General features: G+C 62.3%; 17 protein-coding genes. 7 read left to right on the top strand and 10 right to left on the bottom strand.

Annotated features, from left to right (window positions below; translation table 11 throughout):
* The first annotated feature begins 9 nt into the window (after positions 1 to 9).
* A complete protein-coding gene (locus RBB39_RS14305; protein WP_045993196.1) occupies positions 10 to 2,031 on the top strand; it encodes a hypothetical protein in 2,022 nt (673 codons plus the stop codon).
* A 253-nt stretch (positions 2,032 to 2,284) separates the two neighbouring features.
* Here the strand turns inward: RBB39_RS14305 and RBB39_RS14310 are convergent, their stop codons facing one another.
* The 5 genes from RBB39_RS14310 to RBB39_RS22780 all read right to left on the bottom strand — a co-directional run bounded on the left by RBB39_RS14310 (position 2,285) and on the right by RBB39_RS22780 (position 5,419).
* Positions 2,285 to 2,848 (bottom strand): GNAT family N-acetyltransferase, encoded by a 564-nt coding sequence (locus RBB39_RS14310; protein ID WP_253028338.1) that lies wholly within the window; start codon positions 2,846 to 2,848, stop codon positions 2,285 to 2,287.
* A gap of 83 nt (positions 2,849 to 2,931) precedes the next feature.
* Positions 2,932 to 3,168 carry a VOC family protein gene (locus RBB39_RS14315; protein ID WP_204248958.1) on the bottom strand — a complete coding sequence of 79 codons (237 nt, stop codon included), beginning with the start codon at positions 3,166 to 3,168 and terminating at the stop codon, positions 2,932 to 2,934.
* Positions 3,169 to 3,957: 789 nt separating this feature from the next.
* A complete protein-coding gene (locus tag RBB39_RS14320; RefSeq protein ID WP_045993305.1) occupies positions 3,958 to 4,368 on the bottom strand; it encodes a VOC family protein in 411 nt (136 codons plus the stop codon).
* A 165-nt stretch (positions 4,369 to 4,533) separates the two neighbouring features.
* On the bottom strand, positions 4,534 to 4,926 hold the full coding sequence (locus tag RBB39_RS14325; RefSeq protein ID WP_083970457.1) for a GFA family protein: 393 nt from the start codon (positions 4,924 to 4,926) through the stop codon (positions 4,534 to 4,536).
* Between the two features lie 88 nt (positions 4,927 to 5,014).
* Positions 5,015 to 5,419 carry a GFA family protein gene (locus RBB39_RS22780; protein WP_083970458.1) on the bottom strand — a complete coding sequence of 135 codons (405 nt, stop codon included), beginning with the start codon at positions 5,417 to 5,419 and terminating at the stop codon, positions 5,015 to 5,017.
* Positions 5,420 to 6,431: 1,012 nt separating this feature from the next.
* Between RBB39_RS22780 and RBB39_RS14330 the strand changes: the two genes are divergently transcribed.
* Complete coding sequence (locus RBB39_RS14330) at positions 6,432 to 7,190, top strand: TlyA family RNA methyltransferase (protein WP_045993306.1); 759 nt, start codon at positions 6,432 to 6,434, stop codon at positions 7,188 to 7,190.
* Between the two features lie 129 nt (positions 7,191 to 7,319).
* On the opposite strand, the gene mscK is transcribed toward RBB39_RS14330, so the two are convergent.
* Positions 7,320 to 10,754: a mechanosensitive channel MscK gene (mscK, locus tag RBB39_RS14335; protein ID WP_045993307.1), complete on the bottom strand. Its 3,435-nt coding sequence runs from the start codon at positions 10,752 to 10,754 to the stop codon at positions 7,320 to 7,322.
* A gap of 151 nt (positions 10,755 to 10,905) precedes the next feature.
* Here mscK and RBB39_RS14340 point away from each other — a divergent pair, with 151 nt between their 5' ends.
* From RBB39_RS14340 to RBB39_RS14360, 5 genes are all read left to right on the top strand, one after another.
* Complete coding sequence (locus RBB39_RS14340; protein ID WP_045993308.1) at positions 10,906 to 12,030, top strand: phospholipase A; 1,125 nt, start codon at positions 10,906 to 10,908, stop codon at positions 12,028 to 12,030.
* Between the two features lie 136 nt (positions 12,031 to 12,166).
* Positions 12,167 to 12,556, top strand: a complete 390-nt coding sequence (locus tag RBB39_RS14345; RefSeq protein WP_045993309.1) for a YqjD family protein — start codon at positions 12,167 to 12,169, stop codon at positions 12,554 to 12,556.
* Positions 12,556 to 12,972: a phage holin family protein gene (locus RBB39_RS14350; RefSeq protein ID WP_045993310.1), complete on the top strand. Its 417-nt coding sequence runs from the start codon at positions 12,556 to 12,558 to the stop codon at positions 12,970 to 12,972. Before RBB39_RS14345 ends, RBB39_RS14350 begins: the two co-directional genes overlap by 1 nt.
* 38 nt (positions 12,973 to 13,010) lie before the next feature.
* Positions 13,011 to 13,310, top strand: a complete 300-nt coding sequence (locus RBB39_RS14355; protein ID WP_045993311.1) for a YqjK-like family protein — start codon at positions 13,011 to 13,013, stop codon at positions 13,308 to 13,310.
* Positions 13,311 to 13,529: 219 nt separating this feature from the next.
* Positions 13,530 to 14,264 carry a ParA family protein gene (locus RBB39_RS14360; RefSeq protein ID WP_045993312.1) on the top strand — a complete coding sequence of 245 codons (735 nt, stop codon included), beginning with the start codon at positions 13,530 to 13,532 and terminating at the stop codon, positions 14,262 to 14,264.
* A gap of 62 nt (positions 14,265 to 14,326) precedes the next feature.
* Here RBB39_RS14360 and RBB39_RS14365 read toward each other — a convergent pair whose 3' ends face one another.
* From RBB39_RS14365 to RBB39_RS14380, 4 genes are all read right to left on the bottom strand, one after another.
* On the bottom strand, positions 14,327 to 15,361 hold the full coding sequence (locus RBB39_RS14365; protein WP_052704386.1) for a CHAD domain-containing protein: 1,035 nt from the start codon (positions 15,359 to 15,361) through the stop codon (positions 14,327 to 14,329).
* Positions 15,362 to 15,414: 53 nt separating this feature from the next.
* Positions 15,415 to 17,559 (bottom strand): VWA domain-containing protein, encoded by a 2,145-nt coding sequence (locus tag RBB39_RS14370; protein ID WP_045993313.1) that lies wholly within the window; start codon positions 17,557 to 17,559, stop codon positions 15,415 to 15,417.
* A complete protein-coding gene (locus RBB39_RS14375) occupies positions 17,556 to 18,119 on the bottom strand; it encodes an RNA polymerase sigma factor (RefSeq protein ID WP_197037111.1) in 564 nt (187 codons plus the stop codon). The genes RBB39_RS14370 and RBB39_RS14375 overlap by 4 nt, the downstream gene beginning before the upstream one ends.
* A 277-nt stretch (positions 18,120 to 18,396) precedes the next feature.
* Positions 18,397 to 20,583, bottom strand: a complete 2,187-nt coding sequence (locus RBB39_RS14380; RefSeq protein WP_371931877.1) for a TRAP transporter permease — start codon at positions 20,581 to 20,583, stop codon at positions 18,397 to 18,399.
* Positions 20,584 to 20,611 lie beyond the last annotated feature (28 nt).

Raw genomic sequence — 20,611 nt, forward strand, 5'->3', positions numbered from 1 at the left:
GGAGCCGGTGTGACCAACCCAGACACTCCATCCCCCGCGGATAACGACAAGCTTCGGGGCCTGCTGACCAAGCTGGACGACGCGATCGCCAGCCTTGGCGAGTCCCGGGAGTTCGCCAAACCGGCCAAGCTGCCTCGGGTCATCGATACCTGTCGCCGGGTGCTGATGCAGCCGGGAGGCTGCGCGGAAATCGAACAGCGCGCCGAAACCCTCGAACAGGCTGGCCTGTTTCTGGGATCGGACTGGGCCAGCCCGCATATTCTGATCCCCTCCCTGACCACCCAGTCGCTCAAGAGCGCCGACAGTTCGCTGGTTGTTATCGAGGCCTTGAGCGAGTTGCGTATGCTGGCAGTCGCCAAGGGACGCTATCGCCACCACCTCATTTCCGATGAGGGGGCCCACCACTACCTCACCCAGGTCATGGCGATCAATCTGCCGCTGCTGTTTTCCGCCCCGTCGGAGGCAGAGCGTGAGACCCAGGGCCGTCTGGCCGAGATTCCCCGCCAGCTGTTTCAGTACCTGGCCGAGCGCATCGGCTACGAACACGTCATCGACGAGCTGATCAGCGAGATCTGGCGGATCCTGCAGCAGCGCCCGATCCAGGTCGATCCGGTCAAGCAGATGATCACCCAGATCGCCCTGTGTCAGGCCAACCCCGAGATCGACCTGGGCGCCAGTGGCCAGGGCGCGGACCGCCTCGTCAGCTCGCTGTTCGGCCCGACCCAGGGCTGCCGTGAGGACCCCGGCATCGAGGTCTACCGCGAACGGCTAGCCAGCATGGACGCGAGAGGCCTGCAGTACGAAGCCAGCGGTTTTGCCAGGGCGATGCACGACACCGGCCTGGTGTCGCCCTATCACCCGGTGCTGCTGCGCCACCTGCTCGACTTTGGTGACAACCTGCTGTCCGAGGCGCTGGGGCTTTCGTCCACCGGCCGCGATTGCCTGCTGTGCTACTGCGATCTGGTCCACACCATGGTGCGCACCGCCATCTATCCAGAGACCGCCCAGGCCGTCTATGGGCTGGCACTGACCCTGGAACGTGGCATCCTTTACCAGCCACCGGTGGCGCCGGCACTGTGGCGGCAGCTTGGCCTCAAGCTATCCGACTGGTCCGAGGCGCGACTCCACGCCGCCTTCGGTGATGGCGTGTCCTACCGGGCCCGCCTGATGGAAGGAGTGCTGTGCATGCTGGGCCTTCCATTGGGGGTCGGCCAGGGCAACAATCCGACCTGCCAGTCGGCACGGGCGCTCTCCATGTGGGCATACAACGACCCGGACTATCTGTTGCAGATGGTAGCCTGGGCCGCCCGCGACGATGAGATCCTGATGCACTTCGAAGGCCAGCCGATCTCGTCTCAGGAGAGCATCTCCGGCGTCGCACAGACCCTGCCGCTGGACCTTGATCCAGTGTCGCTGCTGGTCGTGCCGCATCTGGACCGTATCTACGCCGAGATGGGGCGTCGCTGCCTGGGCCGTGAGGGAGACCCCCACCGCTGGGTCAACCCGGAATTCCATGGCTGGTGGGCAGGACGCGGGTTTCGTATCAATGTCGACGTGGCCACCGGCCAGCTCACCGACCTGGACACCTTCCTGCGCCATTTCTATGCGAGCTACCACCCCTACTACAACGGCAACCAGCCGCTGATCCACCCCCAACCCGCCGGCATCGCCGTCACCGACAGCGCCGGGCGCTTCATCGGCTGGCATGCCATCACCGTGTTGCGGGCCTCGCTGGATCCGTCGGGACAGATGCGCATCTACTTCTTCAACCCAAACAACGATAGCGGCCAGGACTGGGGCATGGGCGTGAAGGTCAGCACCTCCAGCCACGGCGAGCGCTTTGGCGAGGCCTCTCTGCCCTTCGAGCAGTTCGCCTCGCGTCTGTACATCTACCACTACGACCCACTGGAGCACGGCGAACTGGCCCAGGTCGACCAGCAGGAACTCGACCGCGTCGTCGCCATGATTCAGGAAAGCTGGGGCGCCGACCGCATCCCGGCAGGTGGCCTACAGGCCGACGAGGGCGTCTAAAACGCCACTGGCCCGGACTTGGCGGAAGAGTGCTTCCTTCCGCCAAGTCCGGGCCAGTGCCCTTCCTTCTACCTGTGTAAACCTTTTTGAATCGTCGTCCAGACACAACAGACACCGAACACACGGTGTCAGAGGACCTGCTACCCTCGCCGCCACCCGACTCGGCTTGCCGGGCCTGCCGGTGCATGAATGTCTGGATTCAAGGTCGTCTAGCTCATTAACGTCGCCATCATGCGCTTGCCACGTGCAATTCTCAGCTAGCCATTGCTGATGGGTCGCTTGCCAGTCGACCATACATCGCCGAGTCAGAGACAATGCCGTTGACTTCCCAACGCTGTCTCAACAAGCCTTCTCGGGAAAACCCGAGTCTCTCTAGCGCTTTTGCAGAGGACTGGTTGTCCGGGTCGATCTCTGCCTCAATTCGCCGTAGCCCCAATGAATTGAAACCATACTGAATCAATGCCTCGCCTGCCTCACCAATGTAACCCCTTCCCCAAGCAGAGCGACCCAACCCAAATCCGATCTCGGCACGCCTGGATTCCGTGTCATAGCTGAACAACATACATTTACCAGCCAGTTCACCCGTAGACTTCAGATATACGCCAAGTACGAGCGATGTTTGACGTCGCATCGAATCATTACTCGCATTGATGAAGTCAATGGCGTCTTGAATGGTTTCCCAAGGCGCAGTATTCCAATACCGCATAACCTCAGGATCAGAGAAAATTCCCAGCAGGCTTTCCGCGTCCTCAATTGCTATAGGCCTAAGTGCCAATCGTTCGGTTTCCACAACTGGAAAAAATAACTCTTTCGACATTCACCTCTCCACTTTTGCGTATAACGCTGAGCAAAGCGGCGCCACTTCAGTGGCAGCCAACGACCCCGTACTGATGCGATTCGTTATGCAGTGATCTGTTGCACAAAGCCGGACTCATCCCGAACTCCAACTCGGTTGCCATCAGGATCACTGATATTGATGGTTCTTCCCCATGCACTCTCGGTAATAGAAGCTTCGATGCCCCATGACCTAATTTCCCTCAGCGCATCTTCCAGGTCATCAACGTTGAACCGCAACTTGAAACTGCACTCTTTTGGCGACTTGATGCCCTTCTTCGCCTTGCCCCCCTGTTCAACCATCAGGTATCCGCTTCCATACTCGAAACAGGATAGTTTAAAGTCATCCTCATTTTTTTTCGAACAGTAGAGGAAGACCAAATAGGTCGCGATAAAAAGCAACGCAATCCGAATAGTTTTCGGAGTTCAGGATGATTCCGTAACGGGACACATTCGCGTACACAATTCCCCCTACTGCTTGACGTTTAGCGTACCGGCGAAATATGGAGCGCAGCGACAAAGCTTGCCCGCGTTCACGCGGTGGTTAGGCGAGTTTACTCCATATCGAAAAGATAACCGACATGTCGACCACAACATGGAAGGAATGGGAAGTGCTCAACCTTCTTGCGGCTTCAGCCACTTGTCACACCGCAACTAAGCCTCATTAAATGCGTGCTCGCAGCTCAAACACTTAAAATTATCAAGAATATTCTCGTCTACTGCCCTACCCGTCATCGCTCCAGCCGTGGCACCTACTGTACCTCCTGCCAAGGCACCAGCGATAGCTCCCGCCACTGTACCAATCGAGGCTCCCGCTGCCGCACCAAGAGGGCCAGCAATCAAGCCAACTGCCGCACCTGCCTTTCCTCCTGCAGCAGCGCCAGCAACGGCGGTTGCCGCCCCACCGGCTGCTCCACCCATCCCCCCGATGGTAGCCCCGGCTCGCTTTCCATAATTCCGCTTGTCAATCTTTAAAGATCCACACTTTGGACACTGCATTGTCACTCTCCTTCTGCATAACGCCCAGCGTAACCGGTTGGCTTTTCAGCGTCACCGGAAAAGCCAGTCCGCGTTGATGCTATGGTTAGGCTCTTATTCATGAAGCCATGGCGCATAACTCAGACCTACCAACACTCCCTCGGGGCTCATAAACCTTGCAACTGTCTGCCCCCAGGGTTCAGCCCGGGATTCATGAACGAACTCCTGCCCCCTTTCCTTCAATTCTTTCACTGCCGCTTCCACTGCAGCTGCGTCCGCCAACTCAAATTCAATTGTAGCTGTCGGCTCAAGAACATGGTCAGGCCATTCCTCCTGCCCAAAACAAGATTGGGCCGCCATAGCGAGGGGCCATACCCCGAAATGATTCGCTCCTGGGAATTTATCCATGAAACGATAATCGTCCATCTTTTCTAGCGGCAGACCTAGCGCATCCTCATACAAGGACGTACTTGCCGCAGGGTCTTTGGTAATTGATGCAAAGCCTGCAATACACTTGATTTCCACTCAATTCCTCCGTGGCTCATGGAGCCTAACACCTGAACTCAGGGGCATTTGCGCTTTGCGATAGCAAGCGGGTGTCGGGTCAAACGTCCCCTGCAGCAACTGGTTAGGCCGCACCGGCTCAACCTTTGATGATTGTGAAAAGAAGCGCGACGATTCATCGGCGGCCTATTCTTCAACACGGCTCGTGGGGTCACGATCTTGGGTGTAGCGCCGGACAGATGGAAACGCCGGCAACCAAGACTCTCGACGGCTCGTCCAGAGTTCGTAGGTCGGGGTTAGTTGATCAGGAAAGTCCAGCGAACCTAGATTGACCTCGATTTCATCTGCGCTGCACGAATAGACCGATGAGCCGCATTGTGGGCAGAAATGACGCTCCTCATAGTTTCTGGTCTCGCCATCGATCATGACTGCGTCTCTGGGAAAAACGGCGGAAGCGTGAAAGAGGGCACCATGGTGCTTGCGGCAGTCAAGACAATGGCACAGGCCGACGCGATAAGGCTGGCCTGATGCCATAATTCGAACGGCACCACATAGGCAACCACCGTTGTATGTGGCCATTCATTGCCTCCAGTGAGCAGTACGCATCCGTGCGGCCTAACGCCTGAGATAACCGGCATGCGTAAGCATGTCCGAGTTGATTGATTTGTTAGGTATCTTCACCTTCATGCCCCTCTAGGTAAACAGGCAAATCATCGCCTAGTTGAAACCAAGACAACTTATATTTAGCCATAGTTAAGTCCTTTGGTGGTAAATTCTCAGGGTCATCCAAGGTGCAGGTGGTAACATCAATAGACGATGGTGATTCAGTAGAACTGAAGGTTAGTGGTGTACCGCAGTCTGGGCAGAATGTACGAGTACCATGAGCGGAAGACTTAAATATTGAGGGACTGCCACTAATAAAATGGAAGTCTTCAATTGGCACCGTGAACCAAGTGACGAGTGGAGCTCCACTGGTACGGCGACAAATAGAACAGAGGCAATTGGTTTCGAAGCTGGGTGAATGGCCAGCCTCGTAGATTATATTGCCGCAGAAGCAATGACCCTTTAACATAAGACTACTCACTGATACCTAACATTTTTAATCGTAGGCGTGCTCAAATTTTCCGCGACTAGTTCCGCAAAGTCCCCCGATTATCTACTTGAAATCCCACGGGTGGTTTCACTTCTCCGTCAATTCGCGAAATCTGAAAACGTGCATGCTCATTTTTTCCGATAACCGTGCCGCATATTGCTTCGAGGTTTTTTTCTATCCTTTTGTTTTTCCGACCAAAACCTTGAGACTATGCGCATTAGGTGAGCACCCACTTTCAGCATTCCCTGCCGGCCCTCGGCGTGCAGCCAGATATACTGTGTATAAATCCATTTTAGTACGAGCGCTGCGGCCCCATCAGGAGACCCTTGCTGGCCTCCCCCACAGGGCAATCAGTCGTTGTAAATCAGGTGGCGGAGAGATAGCGGTGGAAAGCGGCGAGACAAACCGTTCGGGCACCCTACCGGGAGGACATGCCACCCGTGCAAGTCCCTTCCCTGAACATCACGGTGGCGACGTCATCGCTCTCTGGCGGGGAAATATTACAAGTTGGGTAGGCTGGGACTGGGTGCTGCGCGTGGTGTGACATGACGTATTAGCAGCCAAGGTTGTGGCTTTGGCTTGTCACCTGATTCCGTCGTTCGATCAGCATTCCCTCGCCGTACTGCTTGTCACGCCGCCACTTGTCGCAACTCCGCACAGAACCTGACGCCTTGTGCAATCCTAAGTAAGCTTGTTGGTTTTTAGCATAGCCTGCGATCCTGGCCATTTCGACCGGAAGGTGGCGCTAAAACTGGATAGTCTCCCTACGGTGTGAGAGCCCAGGCGATGTTGAAAGGGGACGAGCGCTTACCATCGGCAAACGACAGGTTAGCGAGTAGTAACTGACGGGATGTGATGAAGGGTGGTGATAGCCGGCTCAAAGCGGTGGAGGCTGGTGTGCGCCCCCACAGGGGCCTCGCCGTGGCATAATGCGCCGGCATTTTCTGCTTGAACTCCAGACGGCCCGACCAAGGCGCCACAGGAACACCCCATGCCACGTCTCGACCAACTCCTCGTCAGCCAGGGCCTGGTTCGCTCTCGCACCCGCGCCCAGCGGTTGATCCGCCACGGCCGCGTCTCCCGCCGGGATGACGGCAAGGTTTTGACACGCCCCGGGGAGAAGTGCCCCGACGACCTCGCTCTGGTGGTCGCCGAGGACCCGGAGGAGCGTTACATTTCCCGCGCCGGACTCAAGCTGGAAGCAGTGCTCTCGGCGCTGGAACTGTCACTGGACGGCCGCCTGGTGCTGGACGTGGGCCAATCCACCGGGGGCTTTACCGACTGCGCCCTGGCCGGCGGTGCGCGCCACGTCATCGGCATCGAGGTAGGCCACGGACAGCTCGACGATAGCCTGCGGGGCGACGCCCGCGTCAGTTGTCTGGAGGGGCTCAACGCCCGCCACCTTAGCGAAAGCCGCGAACTGGCGACGCTGATGGAGAAAATCGGTCGGCCGGAGGTGGCGGTGATGGACGTGTCCTTTATCTCGCAGACGCTGATCCTGCCGGAGCTGGCGACGCTGCTGGCACGGGACGCCCTGCTGCTGTCTCTGGTGAAGCCCCAGTTTGAGCTGGGGCCTGGTGCGGTGGATCAGCGAGGCGTGGTCAGCGACCCACGCCGCTACGCCGAGGTCGAGCAGCGCATCCGCGACTGCTGCGCCTCGGTCGGCTTCGAGATCCTGCACTGGCAGGAAAGTCCGATCCTTGGTGGCGACGGCAATCGCGAGTTTCTGCTACAGGCCCGCCGGCGCTAGCGATAGGCTGTGCGACGTGTCATGCGACGGGCTATGCGACATGCCATGCAACGGGCTGTGCGACATGCCATGCAGCAGGCCTTACAGCAGACCATGTAGCCTTTCGCCAGCGACCGCGGTCGGTCGCCCTCAGCGCCCGCCGGCGTCTCCGCCCCCATCGCTGCCGCCGCCATCCCCGATACCGACGTCACCCGGGTCACCCTTGGCCCCGGGGGGCGGATGGCCTTCCTGAGGGTCGCCCTTGACCCGATGCACGCCCTTCCACACGTCGCGCTGCCCCGAGCGTCGAATGTGTACATCGAGCTGGTCGAAGGCGATACGGATGCCATGCTCGGAGAACATGTCGCCGATGCGGCCGTTGAGCTCGTCGGTGGCCAGCAGTCGATCCCCCAGGGCATTCACGTAGATGCGCAGTTCGTACTCCATGGTGCTGGCGGTGTAGGCCATGAAGTAGATCTCGGGGGGCGGGTCGGACAGCACCCGCTCGTTCTCCTCGGCGGCCTGCTCGAGCAGGCGATGCACCAGGCTGCGATCGGCGTCGTGGCTGACCCCATACTTCAACGTCACCCGCGTCACACTGTCCGACAGTGACCAGTTGATCAGCTGGTCGGTGACGAAGGTCTTGTTGGGGATGATGATCTCCTTGCGATCGAAGTCGGTGACCGTGGTCGCGCGGATACGAATCCGGCTCACCGTACCGGTAAGGTTGCCCAGGGTAATGGTGTCGCCGATGCGTACAGGCCGCTCGAACAGGATGATCAGACCCGAGATGAAGTTGGCAAAGATCTCCTGAAGACCGAAACCGAGACCCACACCAAGAGCCGCTACCAGCCACTGCAACTTGGCCCATGACACCCCGAGTGCGCCCAGGGTCATCACCGTACCGGTGCCGACGATGGTGTAGGACAACAGCGAACTGATGGCGTAGGCGCTGCCCTGCTTGAGCTCCAGGCGCGACAGCACCATCACCTCGAGCAGACCCGGCAGGTTGCGCGCCAGCATCATGGTCACCCCGGCGATGAACAAGGCCACCAGCACGTCGCCGACACTCAGGTTGTCCTCCAGCGCCTCGCCACCCTCTCCGGTGGCGCCTTCCACCAGGGTGACGTTGTCGAGGTAGCCGATGACCCCGAGGAAATCGGTCCAGACCAGATACAGCAAGGCGGCGAAGCCGATGGTCAGCAGCAGCTTGGACAGCCTCAGCGACTGCTGGTTGACCTGCTCCATATCCAGCGGCGGCTCTTCGACGATATCGAGGCCACGGTCGTTGTCGTCCTGGGCCAGGGCTCGCCGGCGAGCCAGCGCACGACGATAGGCCAGGCGTCGGGCAGCCACCGCCAATCCGCGGACCACCGCTGCCTCGACCAGGATCCACACGCCCAGCAGGTACAACGAGATCACGAAGCGGCTGACCAGACTCAACGCCGAGTAGACGTAGCCATAAAGCACGGCACCACCCAGCACCACCGGCACCATCGCCAGCGCCAGCCCCAGCACCAGACGAAAGAGCTTCACCCCGAAGAAGGGGGTGTGGGCCATGATCAGCTTGCTGAGCGCCACGCTCATCCCAATCAGCCCCAGCAGCAACAGTCCGAGCCCCAGCGGGCGCTGGTTGAAGGTCACCGCAGCGTCCCTGGCAAGCGGCGCGATCAGCAGCACCGGCGCCATGCTGACGCCAAGCCACAAGAGCCACCAGCGCAGTTTGCCCACGTACTTGACCGGCCAGTGGAAATGACGTGTCGCCACGCCGTCGCTGACCAGCAGGCGACGCGACCAGGCGACCACGCCCCAGGCCAGTGAAAGCTGCAGTACCGAGTAGCCGACATCCGCTGCCACCTCGGAGCCACCGAGGGTCAACAGCAGGCCGAAGGCCACCAGGCACAGCGGTCCCGGTGCGGCCACCAGGGCGTTCAATGCCACCGCCTTGGGCGTATGCAGCTGAGAATCGTAGCGAAGTCGACCGATCTGGTCGTGCAGGGTGACCAGGCGACGCATGATCGCGCGCCTGAGCGCCAGCAGCAGCAACACCACCAGCAGTACCGGGACCGCTACCCAGGCACCAGGCCCCGGCCAGCGCCAGTTGTGAGGCAGGATCTGGCGCCACTCGCCTTCCCGCCACTCCATCATCAGGTTCTGGGGGATCTTCATCAGCCAGCCGAGATCGATGGGCCTGGCGTTAGCCACCCAGAACAGCTGTTCGTCGATGCTGGTGCGCAACTGCGCACTGATGTCGAGCAACTGCTGCTGGTTGAGCTGCATATCGATGGCAGCCGTGAGGATCTGACCGTAGGTGGGCTCTAGCTGGCTGATCAGCTCACGCCGAGAATTGAACAGCTGCACCAGCGGCTCCACCAGGGGCTCGGGCTCGTCCACCTCGGCCTGCGCCAACACCTCCCTTGCCAGTGCCTCCGGGGAGCGCAAGGCGTCGCGTTCGCTGTCGAGTTCGAACTGCGCCAGGCGTACATCGGCGATCTCGTCACGCAGGCCCGGCCGTGGCTGCACTTCGGGCAGCGATCCTCGCTGCTCACGCAGGATGCGCGACAACAGTACACTGCCGCGCACCGCCTCGATGTTCTGGGTCAGCCCCTGCTGCAGGCGACGCACCCGTTCGAGCTGGCGACGCACTTCGAGTCCGTCACGCACCAGATCGTTGGCTCGCGAGGTGGCGTTGAGCAAGTCCTTGGAGAGCTGACGGTTGGTGGTCTGGGCCGCCTGAATCACCGGATGCCGTGAGATGGCCTCTGGCTCATCGCGTACTGCCTCGGCGATGGCCCGCTCGGTCTGCTCGCGGCGCAGTCGATCGAGCCGACCCTGCAGCGCGGAGACCCAGGCCTCCTCGCTTGCCGCCTCCAGTTTCAACAGCGCGAGGCGCTGCTGCAGCACCTCACGCATACGTGTATTGGTATTGAGCTGACGCTGGTGCAGCTCGAGCTGAGCCTCGGCCAGAGCCTGGCGCGCCCGCGCCGCCACCCGCAAGGGGGCATCTTCCGGCACGTCACGACGATTGAGGTCTTCGAGCTTGACCCTCGCCTCATCCATCTCCCGATTGGCCTCGGTGATGGCCTGTTGCGCCCGCTCCGGCAGCGTCTGGGCCCCCAGCAACTGGCTCTGCACACTGGTCAGGGTATCCTGGGTCGACTGCAGCACTCGGGTGGCGTCGCTCAGGCGCTGCTCGACGGCCGGCATCTTCAGCCCCTCGAGCTCAGCTAGATTGTGCGACTCGCCTTCTTCACTCTGGCGCAGCGCTTCCTCAAGCGCCGCCAGCCGTTCGGGTGCCTCCTCGATACGCCGCTCTAGACTCTCCAGGTCACGCTCGACCTCGGCCAATTTCTCCACCGCATCGATCGCCTCTGACAGCGCATCGATCTCTTCCTGCGCCGTGGCGCTTGGCGGATCGCTGGCATTGGCGACGCGCTCGTCAAGGCGCGACTGCAGCTCTTGCTTGTCCGGCAGCCTCTTCTCGGGCGCTTCCTGGGCCACCACCGCAGATACCGACAGCAGAGACAGCAGCAACACCAGCAAGAGGGGGAGTATTCGGAACAACGAAGAAGGCGAGCTGGGCATCTTAAGAGAACTTCCTGTCGCAGCGTGGAGGAGGCGAGATTCTCAACCCAGTGTGTCAGTATGGCAATCCAGTGCAAGATTCTTCCACGAAGTTGACTCGCTGCGCCGCCATGGTAGAACAACGCCTCCACCTGTCGAATGGATTCACCCTATGACCCGCCCCGCCGTCCGTTCCTCCCTGTTCCCTTCCCTGCTGGCGCTTGCCATCAGTGGACAGGCCGTCGCCGACGGCGGCCTGACCGACGCCGAGCGCGCGGCCAAGGAGGCGCGTATCGAGGCCCTGAAGGCTGAGCTCGCCAAGCTGGAAAATGAACTCGACGATGACGAGGCCCAGCGCGAGGGTGCACAGGCCGTGGCCGTCAGTAGCGCCGGCACTTCATCGACGGTCAACGCCGAAGCCCCCGACACCACCGGTCTGCCCGCCTCCGAGGAGATCGTTGCACGTGCCTCGGGCAAGCCCATCGAGGAGACCGTCGAGGAGCGTCGTCAGCTGGAGCAGGAGTCCGAGAGCAACCCGTTCTCGATCACCACCCACCGGCGCAACTACATCCTGCCGATCAGCTACAACACCAACCCGAATTCCGGCGCCTTTCGTGCCGGTGAAGACGATGCTGACATGGACAACACCGAACTCAAGTTTCAGTTCAGTGCCAAGTTCAACATCGCCGAGGACGTGCTATTCGACAACGCAGACCTCTACTTCGCCTACACCCAGAAGAGCTGGTGGCAGGCCTACAACAGCGACGAGTCCTCGCCGTTTCGCGAGACCAACTACGAGCCTGAGTTCTTCATCGACTTCCAGAACGACACCAACCTGTGGGGCTGGACCAACGTCAACAACCGCATCTCGCTCAATCACCAGTCCAACGGCCGCTCGGACCCGCTGTCTCGCAGCTGGAACCGGGTCATCGGCACCACTTCCTGGATCAACGACGAGTGGGCGCTGGCAGTCTCGCCGTTCTGGCGCATCCCGGAAGACGATAGTGATGACGACAACCCCGACATCGAGGACTACGTGGGTTATGCCGACGTCACCGTGGCCCGGCAGATGTTCGACACCCACGAAGCCAGCCTGCTGATGCGCGGCAACCCCGACGAAGGCAACTACGGCACCCAACTCGACTACTCCTGGCCGCTGTTCGGCAAGGTGCGTGGCCACGTGCAGTACTACTATGGCTACGGCGAGAGCCTTATCGACTACGACGAGCGCGTCAATCGCCTGGGTATCGGCTTCAGCATGAACCCGCTGTTCTCGGCGGGCGGCTTCAATCCGTGATGCCGGCGGCGGCCAATTGTGCTTCTTTGCACGGTCGGCCGCCGGCCATTGCCGTGACTGCTATTCTGATGCGAGCATGAACGGGTAAAGATTCATTTTTGGTACCGTTAATCCACCTGCGTCAAAGGAAGACACGATGGCTACACGAAGCTCCAGCACCACCGCCAGCAAGTCCAACGCCAAGAGCGCGGCAAGCGACGCGGACACCAGCAGCTCCAGCGCCTCCACCGAGCAACTCAGGGACGACCTCAAGCAGCTGTCGAGCACCCTCGAAGACCTGCTGAGCGCCACCGCCGACGACTCCAGCGAGACCGTCAAGGAATGGCGCAGCAAGGCAGAGGCACGACTGAAGGATACCCGTGCTCGCCTCGAAGCCACTGGAGAGCGCGTCTACCGTCAGACCCGCGACAGCGTCACCGACCAGGTCGATGCCTGTGATCGCTACGTCCACGACAACCCCTGGAAGAGCATCGGCATCGGTGCTGCCGTCGGCTGCATCGTCGGTATGCTGATCGGGCGGCGCTGATGGCAGACAGCCAAGGACCGGCACAACGGCTATTCGGGGCGGGCAAGCGGGTCCTCTCGACCCTGATCGCCACCGGCGAGACGCGCCTGCGTCTCGCCGTTCTGGAACTCGAGGAAGAACGCGCTCGACTGGTAACCCTGGCCCTGTTGCTGGGGCTGAGCATGGTGCTGCTGATGCTCGGCATCGCCACCCTGACGGCCTTCGTCGTGGTGCTGTTCTGGAACTCCTTCCGGCTTACCGCCATCGCCGTATGCGCGGCGGTACTTCTGGCAGGAGGCGTGGGGCTGGCCCTGGCGGCGATGCGCCTGGCACGTCGTCGCACGCTGCTGGTCAGCACCTTGAAGCACCTGGCCCTGGATCGAGAGCTTGCCGAAGAATCGATGCGGCCGGACGTCGATGAGCCACATCGTCGATGAGCCGCCATCTTTCTGCCGACACGTCAGGGAGCAATGCCATGAGCCGCGATGACCGCCGTGCGAGCCCCTCTCGCGCCGAGCGCAAGGCCGAACTCGAGGCCACCATCGAACAGCAGCGGCTGGACATCCTGCTGGCCTCGCGCCGTTTCCATCTTGCCGGAGAGCGCATCGACGCCGGCTGGCAGGCCCTCAGTCGCTATCGCACGCCGGCCCTGCTTGCCGCCGGCACGGCGCTGATTCCCGTGCTGCGCCACCCCGGCCGACTGGCTCGCTGGGGTCGCAAGCTGGTGGTGACCGGTCTCGCCATCCAGCGCGTCAGGCGCCTGGTCAAGCGCTGACAGGACACCGCCCCCTCACTATCCGGCCCTACAGCACCCAGCCCCTCTGCGCCCAACCTTCAGCGCCCAGAACTTCAATCAAGAAAGGTTGTTGTTGCAGCGACTACCAAGACCGTATACAAAACAACGTCAATATCCCCTGGCGAACAACGCCATTCACTGCACAAAGCTGTGCTAAAGTCGTTGTTCTAGTTCATCAAATTCACGGGGCGAATTGCGATGCGGATGTTGTCGCTTTACAGCATCAAGGGGGGCGTGGGCAAGACGGCGTCGGCGGTCAATCTAGCCTGCGAAGCCGCCGCCTGTGGCCACAGGGTGCTGCTGTGGGACCTGGATCCCCAGGCGGCAACGACGTTCTATCTGAAGATCAAGCCCAAGATCCGCGGTGGCGTCGAGAAGCTGGTGAAAGGCAAGGCGGCCTTCAACAAGGTCATCCGCTCGACCAACGTGGATGGCCTTGATGTGCTGCCGGCCTCGCTGGACTCCCGCGAGATGGACCAGCTGCTCGAGCATCATGGCTCCAGTCATCTGCGTCAGATCCTCGGCAAGGTACGCGACGAGTACGATCTGGTCATCCTGGACTGCCCACCGACGCTGTCCCACATGTCCGAGAACATGTTCACCAGCGTCGACGCCCTGCTGGTGCCGGTGGTGCCTTCCACCCTTTCGCTACGCACCCTGGAGCAACTCGAGACCTTCCTCGACGACCAGGATCTGGTCTGCCCGCTGTGGCCCTTCATCACCCTGGCCGATCGGCGCCGCACCATGCATCGCGAGGTGATGGAAAGCTTCGGCAAGCGCTGGCCGCTGCGGCTGTCCAGCGTCATCCCGGCGGCCAGTGCGGTCGAGCGCATGGGGCTTGAGCGCGCCCCAGTACGCCACTTTGCCCCCTATACCCCAGCGTGCCGCGCCTACACCAGCCTGTGGAAGGAGATCGAACAGCGCCTGGCCTGATTGAACGGCCCGAGGCTTGTTCTCGGGCGCGCCCTCAGGGCCGCCCTGGGTCTTTTTCAGCGCTATTGCGGAGCCTTCATCAGTGTCACGGCCTCATTGATCCTGGCCTCGAGACGCTCCAGGCGCGGCTTGCGACATAGCGCCTGCACCCGTTTGAGGTTCTGCTCTGTCTGCGCCTCGTGATGCGCATGCAGCAGCATGAAACCGCGCAGGTGGCGAGGCGCGGTGGCCCTGGGTGAGGCCTGCTCGAGTGCTGCCTCCAGACGATCCAGGGTTTCTTCTTCGGTGTGCAAGAGCGCCGCCGTGGTCAGCACGTCGCCCCTCACCAGGTCGTCGTGGAGATCGCCAAAGGCATCCTGAAAGGTCTTCAGCTCTTCCTCGAGCTCGGCGAAGACCTCGCCCTGTTCCCGCCAGGGACGCAGCAGATAGCGCAGTCGCTTGCCGGTGATACGCGGCCGGTGCAGCGTCTCTTCTTCCTCGCGCCCTTTTACCGCTGCGAGCTCCTCAAGCCAGCCCTCACCAAGCCGGGCCAGCACCTGGGCCGAGGCGTCACCAAACCGAGGCTCCTTGCCGGCCTTGTTGCTGCCTTTTTTCTTGTCCTTGTTCTTGTCCTTCTTCTTGCTGTCCTTGTCTTTGCCCTTGTCCTTGAGAGCGGCCTTGCCGGCAGCCTCGCGCAGGCGGGTGTCGAGCAGCGGAAACCCCGCCACACTGGCGTCGATGGAGGCGTACTCCTGTTCCACCTGAGCCGCCAGGCGTTCCCGCCACCAGCCGATGGCACCCCGCTCCGGCGCTCCCGTCGACTCGGCCACGCTATCGAGCCAGGCCAGCATCACCTCACCGTCGCGAGCGTCGTTGGTGGCTCGCGCCAGCGCCGTCAACTGGCGCAACAGCGCCTTGTCGATCGCAAACCCCGGCTGATCGCCAAACTCCTTGATGGTGCTGCGCAGGCGCCTCAAGGCCACCCGAAAGTCGTGCAGCCCTTCGCTGTCCTCGGGGTCCTGGATGCGCGGATAGGCCTGACGAGCGTCATCGAGCATCTCAAGGATGACGGCTTCAAGCACCGTCCCCAGCCGCCGTTGTCCCAGCGCCTTGGCCATACACTCTCTCCTGAACAAGAAATAGATGATGCATTCAAGCGTAGCGCAGAAACTCAGCGATCCGACAGTCCGCCGGCCAGGCGCATCAGGCGTACCGCCTCGGCGCGATAGCCGTAGCGGTCCTTGCCCTTGCTGGCCTCTGCCAGCGCGATAGCCTCATCCCAACCCCAGTCGCCCAGGTAGCGATCGTCACCCAGCAGCTGGCCGAAGCCTGCGATGACGGCGGCGAAGGACGCCTCGCTGTCGGCTGTCGTCACGCCTGGCGAGATCGGCGTCTCGATCAGGCGGCTTTGCGACTCCCCCGGCACCTTGTAGCGCAGCGCCACATGCCCCAGCTCGTCATGCTGGCCCCCCGTCACTTGCTGTCCCTGCTGATAGCGAGATGGCCGGGTCAGGGCAGCGCTCGAGCCCACCGGAGCAATCTCGTAGAGCGCCGTCACCTGATGACCCGCGCCGATATCGCCGGCATCGACGCGGTCGTTGCGGAAGTCTTCTCGCCTGAGCGCGCGGGTCTCGTAGCCGATCAAGCGGTACTCCTGCACCCGCGCCGGATTGAATTCGACCTGCACCTTGACGTCGTTGGCGATGGGCTCGAGCGACGCCGCCAGTTGGTCCACCAGCACCTTCTGCGCCTCGGCCAGACTGTCGATATAGGCGGCCTGACCATTGCCATGCTGGGCCAGCGACTGCATCACGGCGTCGTCGAGATTACCTCGGCCAAAGCCCAGCACCGACAGATACACGCCGCCCTCACGCCGGCCGGCGATAAATCGCTCTAGCGCCTCGGGATCACTCAGGCCAAGATTGAAATCGCCGTCGGTGGCCAGCAGCACCCGGGTCGTCTCGTCCTCGCCGTTCATCTGCCCCGCCAGCCGATAGGCCTGGCTCAGGCCGGCTTCGCCGGCGGTACCACCGCTGGGCGCCAGGCTCTCGAGCGCTTGCATGATCTCCTCTGTGTTCGATGCCGCAGTCGGTGCCAGTGCCACCCCGGCGCTGCCGGCGTAGGTGACGATGGCGACCTCGTCGTCGTCATTCAGCTCACCCAGCAACAGCGACATGGAGCGCTTGAGCAAGGGCAGCTTGTCTGGCGAGCGCATCGAGCCGGAGGTGTCGATCAGCAGCACCAGGTTGACCGGCGAGCGGGGCCCAGGCGTGGCCGCCCTGCCCTGCAGCGCCACCCGCACCAGCTGACGCTCGGGATTCCACGGCGAGGCAAAGACGTCGACCATCGGGCGAAACGCCTCGGCGTCCGGCTGGGGGTAGTCGTAGCCGAAGTAGTTGATCATCTCCTCGATGCGCACCGCCTGGGGCGGCGGCAACTGCCCCTGCATCAGCGAAGAACGCACCACCGCGTAGCTTGCCGTGTCCACGTCCACCGAGAAGGTCGACACCGGCGTCTCGGCGGTCACCCTGACACTCGAGGCGTCGAACTCGGGATAGGCTTCCGAGGAGGCGGTGGGCATCTGGACCGAAGGTTCCGGGCTCGGCAAGGGCGCTATCCGTGCGACCTCCTGACTCGGCATCAGGCCGCGCATCTCCATCGATGTCGAAGGAGAGAGCGACGTCGATGGTGAAGAAGAGAGCGCGGGAGATCGCGACACAGAGAGCCTGGGAGCCTCGGCCAACTGAGTGACCTGCCCAGCAGACTTGCTTTCCGTCTCGACAGCCGTCACGACGGCCGTATCAAGGGGCATGTCACCGGCCATCTGGTCTGCCACCGGTCCTGTCTTGCTCGCCACAATCGCCAGACGTTCGCTCTCATTCGCTTCAGGGGCAGACTCGGGCTTGCCGGCAGTTCGAGGTGGCGAGACGGCCATCTCGGCATCCTGGCTCGGCTCGGGCCCTGTCATGGCGTCGAAGTCCTGGCCCTGGGGCCACAGCAGGTAAAGCCCCAGTGACAGCGCCGCCAGCGAGGCGGCGGCAGCCACTGATGGTCGACGATGCAATGGGCGACGGTGTGACGGGCTGTGGCTAAGCGATCGGTTCATGCTGGCATCCCTCCGGGGTGAACGCGGCCGCGACCTGATGTCATCGCGACCTTCCCCCGAGAGACGTGGCTCGGCGTTGGACTCTTGGTCGGCGGCCTGACGTTGATCGAACCGGTCAAGCGCCGCCTTTAGATGCCCGGACTTCACCTCCGCCTCCGGCGCGGGTGCCGATGACAAGGCCCGTTCGAGGCGCTTCAGCTCATCACTCATCTTTCCTCCTCCGCCTGGGCCAGCGCGCTCAATTGTCGTTTCACCTCGCTCATGCGCCAGGCCACGGTACCTTCTGAAACCTCCAGCACCTCGGCCACCTGCGCCTGGGTCATGCCTTCGCCCAGGGACAGCGCCACGGTGTCACGCAGGTCAGTCGATAGCGTCGCCATCGCCCTGGCGAGCCAGCGCTGTTCATCGTCGCGCTGTCGATTGCGCTGGTGTCGGCCACGCTCCCAGGCCTCCCAGCCCTCGGCAGCCTTGCGCCGCGTGGCTTGCTGCCGGCGACGATCGTGGGCGGCGTTGACCGCGACCCGATAGAGCCAGGTGGTAAAGGCGGCGCGCCCATCGAAGCGGATTAGCTTGTCGGGCAACGCAAGACAGATGTCCTGGGTCAGATCCTCGGCCTCGGCGCGGCTGCCAGTCAGCCGCCAGGCCAGCGCATAAAGCCGGTCGTAGTGGCGAGACAGCAGGCACGCAAAGGCCTCACGCTCGCCTCCGGCGGCGCCCTTCACCAGTTCTACATCCGTTGGCGCCCGGGTTTCGGGCTCTTGAATCGACAAGTGGCCGCTCCTCGCGGTCGGGCTCTCGGAAATACACATCAGCCCACAGGGGGGCATCTACATGTAAAGACGTCGCTGGTAGCCGATTCCTTGGGCGGCTGAGAAAAAAAGTGGCGAACAGGCATCGCTTGAACAGGAAGCCTCCACGTCTGCAAACGGTAGTAGCACAAAAAGAGGCGGCCCGTAGGCCGCCTCCCCCGCGATTTACCACCTGGGCTTGCGCTCAGGTCCAGGACGCCAGGTACCGCGGCGTCCTGGCTTTGCTGCCTTGCGCTCCTCAGGAGGGCAGCGTACCGGCGCTCTTGTGGCGCCAGCGTTGCACGCCCCAGATCGCCGCGCCCAGTCCCAGGCCGATCAAGTCGGTGACGAGGCCACCGGAGATCATCGCCAGGGCGGCTGCCCCAAGCACCACACGCTGGAGCAGATTCGCCGGAGCCGCCAGGAAATAGCCCTGAAGCACCGCCGCCAGCAGATAGATGCCGATACCGGCGGTGATCGCCACCCTCAGGATCGCCCACCAGGTCCCCTGCATCAGAAGCTCGGGGCTGTAGAAGAACATGAAGGGCACGATGAACGCCGCCAGGCCGAACTTGAACGAAGTGGCCGCGGTCTTCAGCGCATTGGTGTTGGAGATCGCCGCCGCCGCGTAGCCGGCCAGCGCCACTGGTGGCGTGATCGCGGACAGAACCGCGTAGTAGAACACGAAGAAGTGTGACACCAGCGGCGAGATACCGATCTGCTGAAGCCCCGGCGCCACCACCGACGCCGCCACCGCGTAGGCCGCCGTGGTCGGCATGCCCATGCCAAGCAGAATCGAGATGCACATGGCGAAGAACAGCGCCAGGAAGTGGCTGGTGTCGGCCAGCCCCAGCAGCATGGAGGCAAAGCGCGCACCGACGCCGGTCAGCGAGATCACGCCGACGATGATGCCGGCACAGGCGCACACTGCGATCAAGGGCACCGACATTCGGGCCCCCAGTTCCAGCGCCCGCAGCAAGGCCTTGGGCCCCATCCAGTGCGGCGTCAGCCAGGACACCACGGCGGCGCTGGCCATCGCCAGGGTACCGGCACGGATCACCGAATAGCCCATGAACAGGGTGGTGATCAGGATGATGATCGGCAGGAACAGATAGACCCGCTTGAGCATCTCGGTGACCAGCGGCAACTGGTCCTTGGGCAGACCCTGCATGCCGTCGCGTCGGGCTTCCAGGTCCACCATCAGATAGATGGCGAGGAAGTACAGCGCCGCCGGAATCAGCGCGGCGAAGGCGATCTCGGTATAGGGGATGCCGGTGATCTCGGCCATGATAAAGGCGCCGGCGCCCATGATCGGTGGCACGATCTGGCCACCGGTGGAGGCTGCCGCTTCGATGCCGCCCGCGCTGAGCGGATGGTAGCCCACCCGCTTCATCAACGGGATGGTCAGCGAGCCGGTGGCCACCACATTGCCCGCCGAGGTGCCGTTGATCATGCCCATCAGCCCCGAGGCGAATACCGCCACCTTGGCCGGGCCACCGCGCGAACGCCCGGCCACGGCGAAGGCGAAGTTGACGAAGTAGTCCCCGACCTTGGAGGCCTGCAGAAAGGCGGCGAAGGTGATGAACAGGATGATGTAGGTGGACGACACCGCGGTGGTCGGCCCCAGCACCCCGCTGTCGGTGTACAGGTAGGTGAAGAAGCGCTTGGCCGTGTAGCCGTCATGTTCGAGGATGCCCGGCAGGTAGGGCCCGGCAAAGGCGTAGAGCAGGAAGACACTGGTGATGGCGATCAGCGCCAGACCGGCGATACGCCGGGTCAGCTCCATGATCAACAGCACCCCACTGGCCGAGACCAGCAGCTCAGGCGTGCCCACCAGCGGAGTGCCCGCCGCCATGCGCCAGCGTCCCAGTACGAAGATCAGAAAGGCCGCCACCACCAGCGCCGATACCATCAGCGCCAGATCCGGCCAGTGAATGCGATCACCACGACTAGGAAAGCACCAGCTCGATACCACCCCCGCCACGCTGGCGATCGCCAGCGCCACCGCCAGATGCAGCGGCAGCCAGTTGGTCACCGCCACACCAGGGCCTTCACTCAGCCCCCACAGGGCCAGCGCGCAGGCACCCGCGTAGCCACTGGCGAGTGCCGTGATCAGCGCAGCGAGACGTTCGAGTCCTGCTGGCCTTGAGCCCTTGCCGGCCCCGCCTTCAGGGTCCACCGACATCGCTGCGGTGATGGCGAAGCCGACCATCAGTCCACCGGCGATGTGCAGAATGCGAAAGGTCCAGGTCTCGATCGGCGCGATATTCAGCGCGTAGAGGTGCATCGCGGTAAACAGCACGCAGCCGAGCATCACTGTCCTGCCGACCAGCCCGCCGAGGACGCGCTCGTTGTGGGCACGGGGCAGCTCGTCGGCGCCATCCGCCACCACCGTCTGAAGCGGAGCCACCTCGTCGGCGGGCTCCGGTTGTCTTGTCGTTGTCATCTCGCTGTACCTCAGGTCACGAGGGCCG

This window comes from Halomonas sp. MMSF_3323, from assembly GCF_030733595.1.
Classification (GTDB): domain Bacteria; phylum Pseudomonadota; class Gammaproteobacteria; order Pseudomonadales; family Halomonadaceae; genus Halomonas; species Halomonas litopenaei.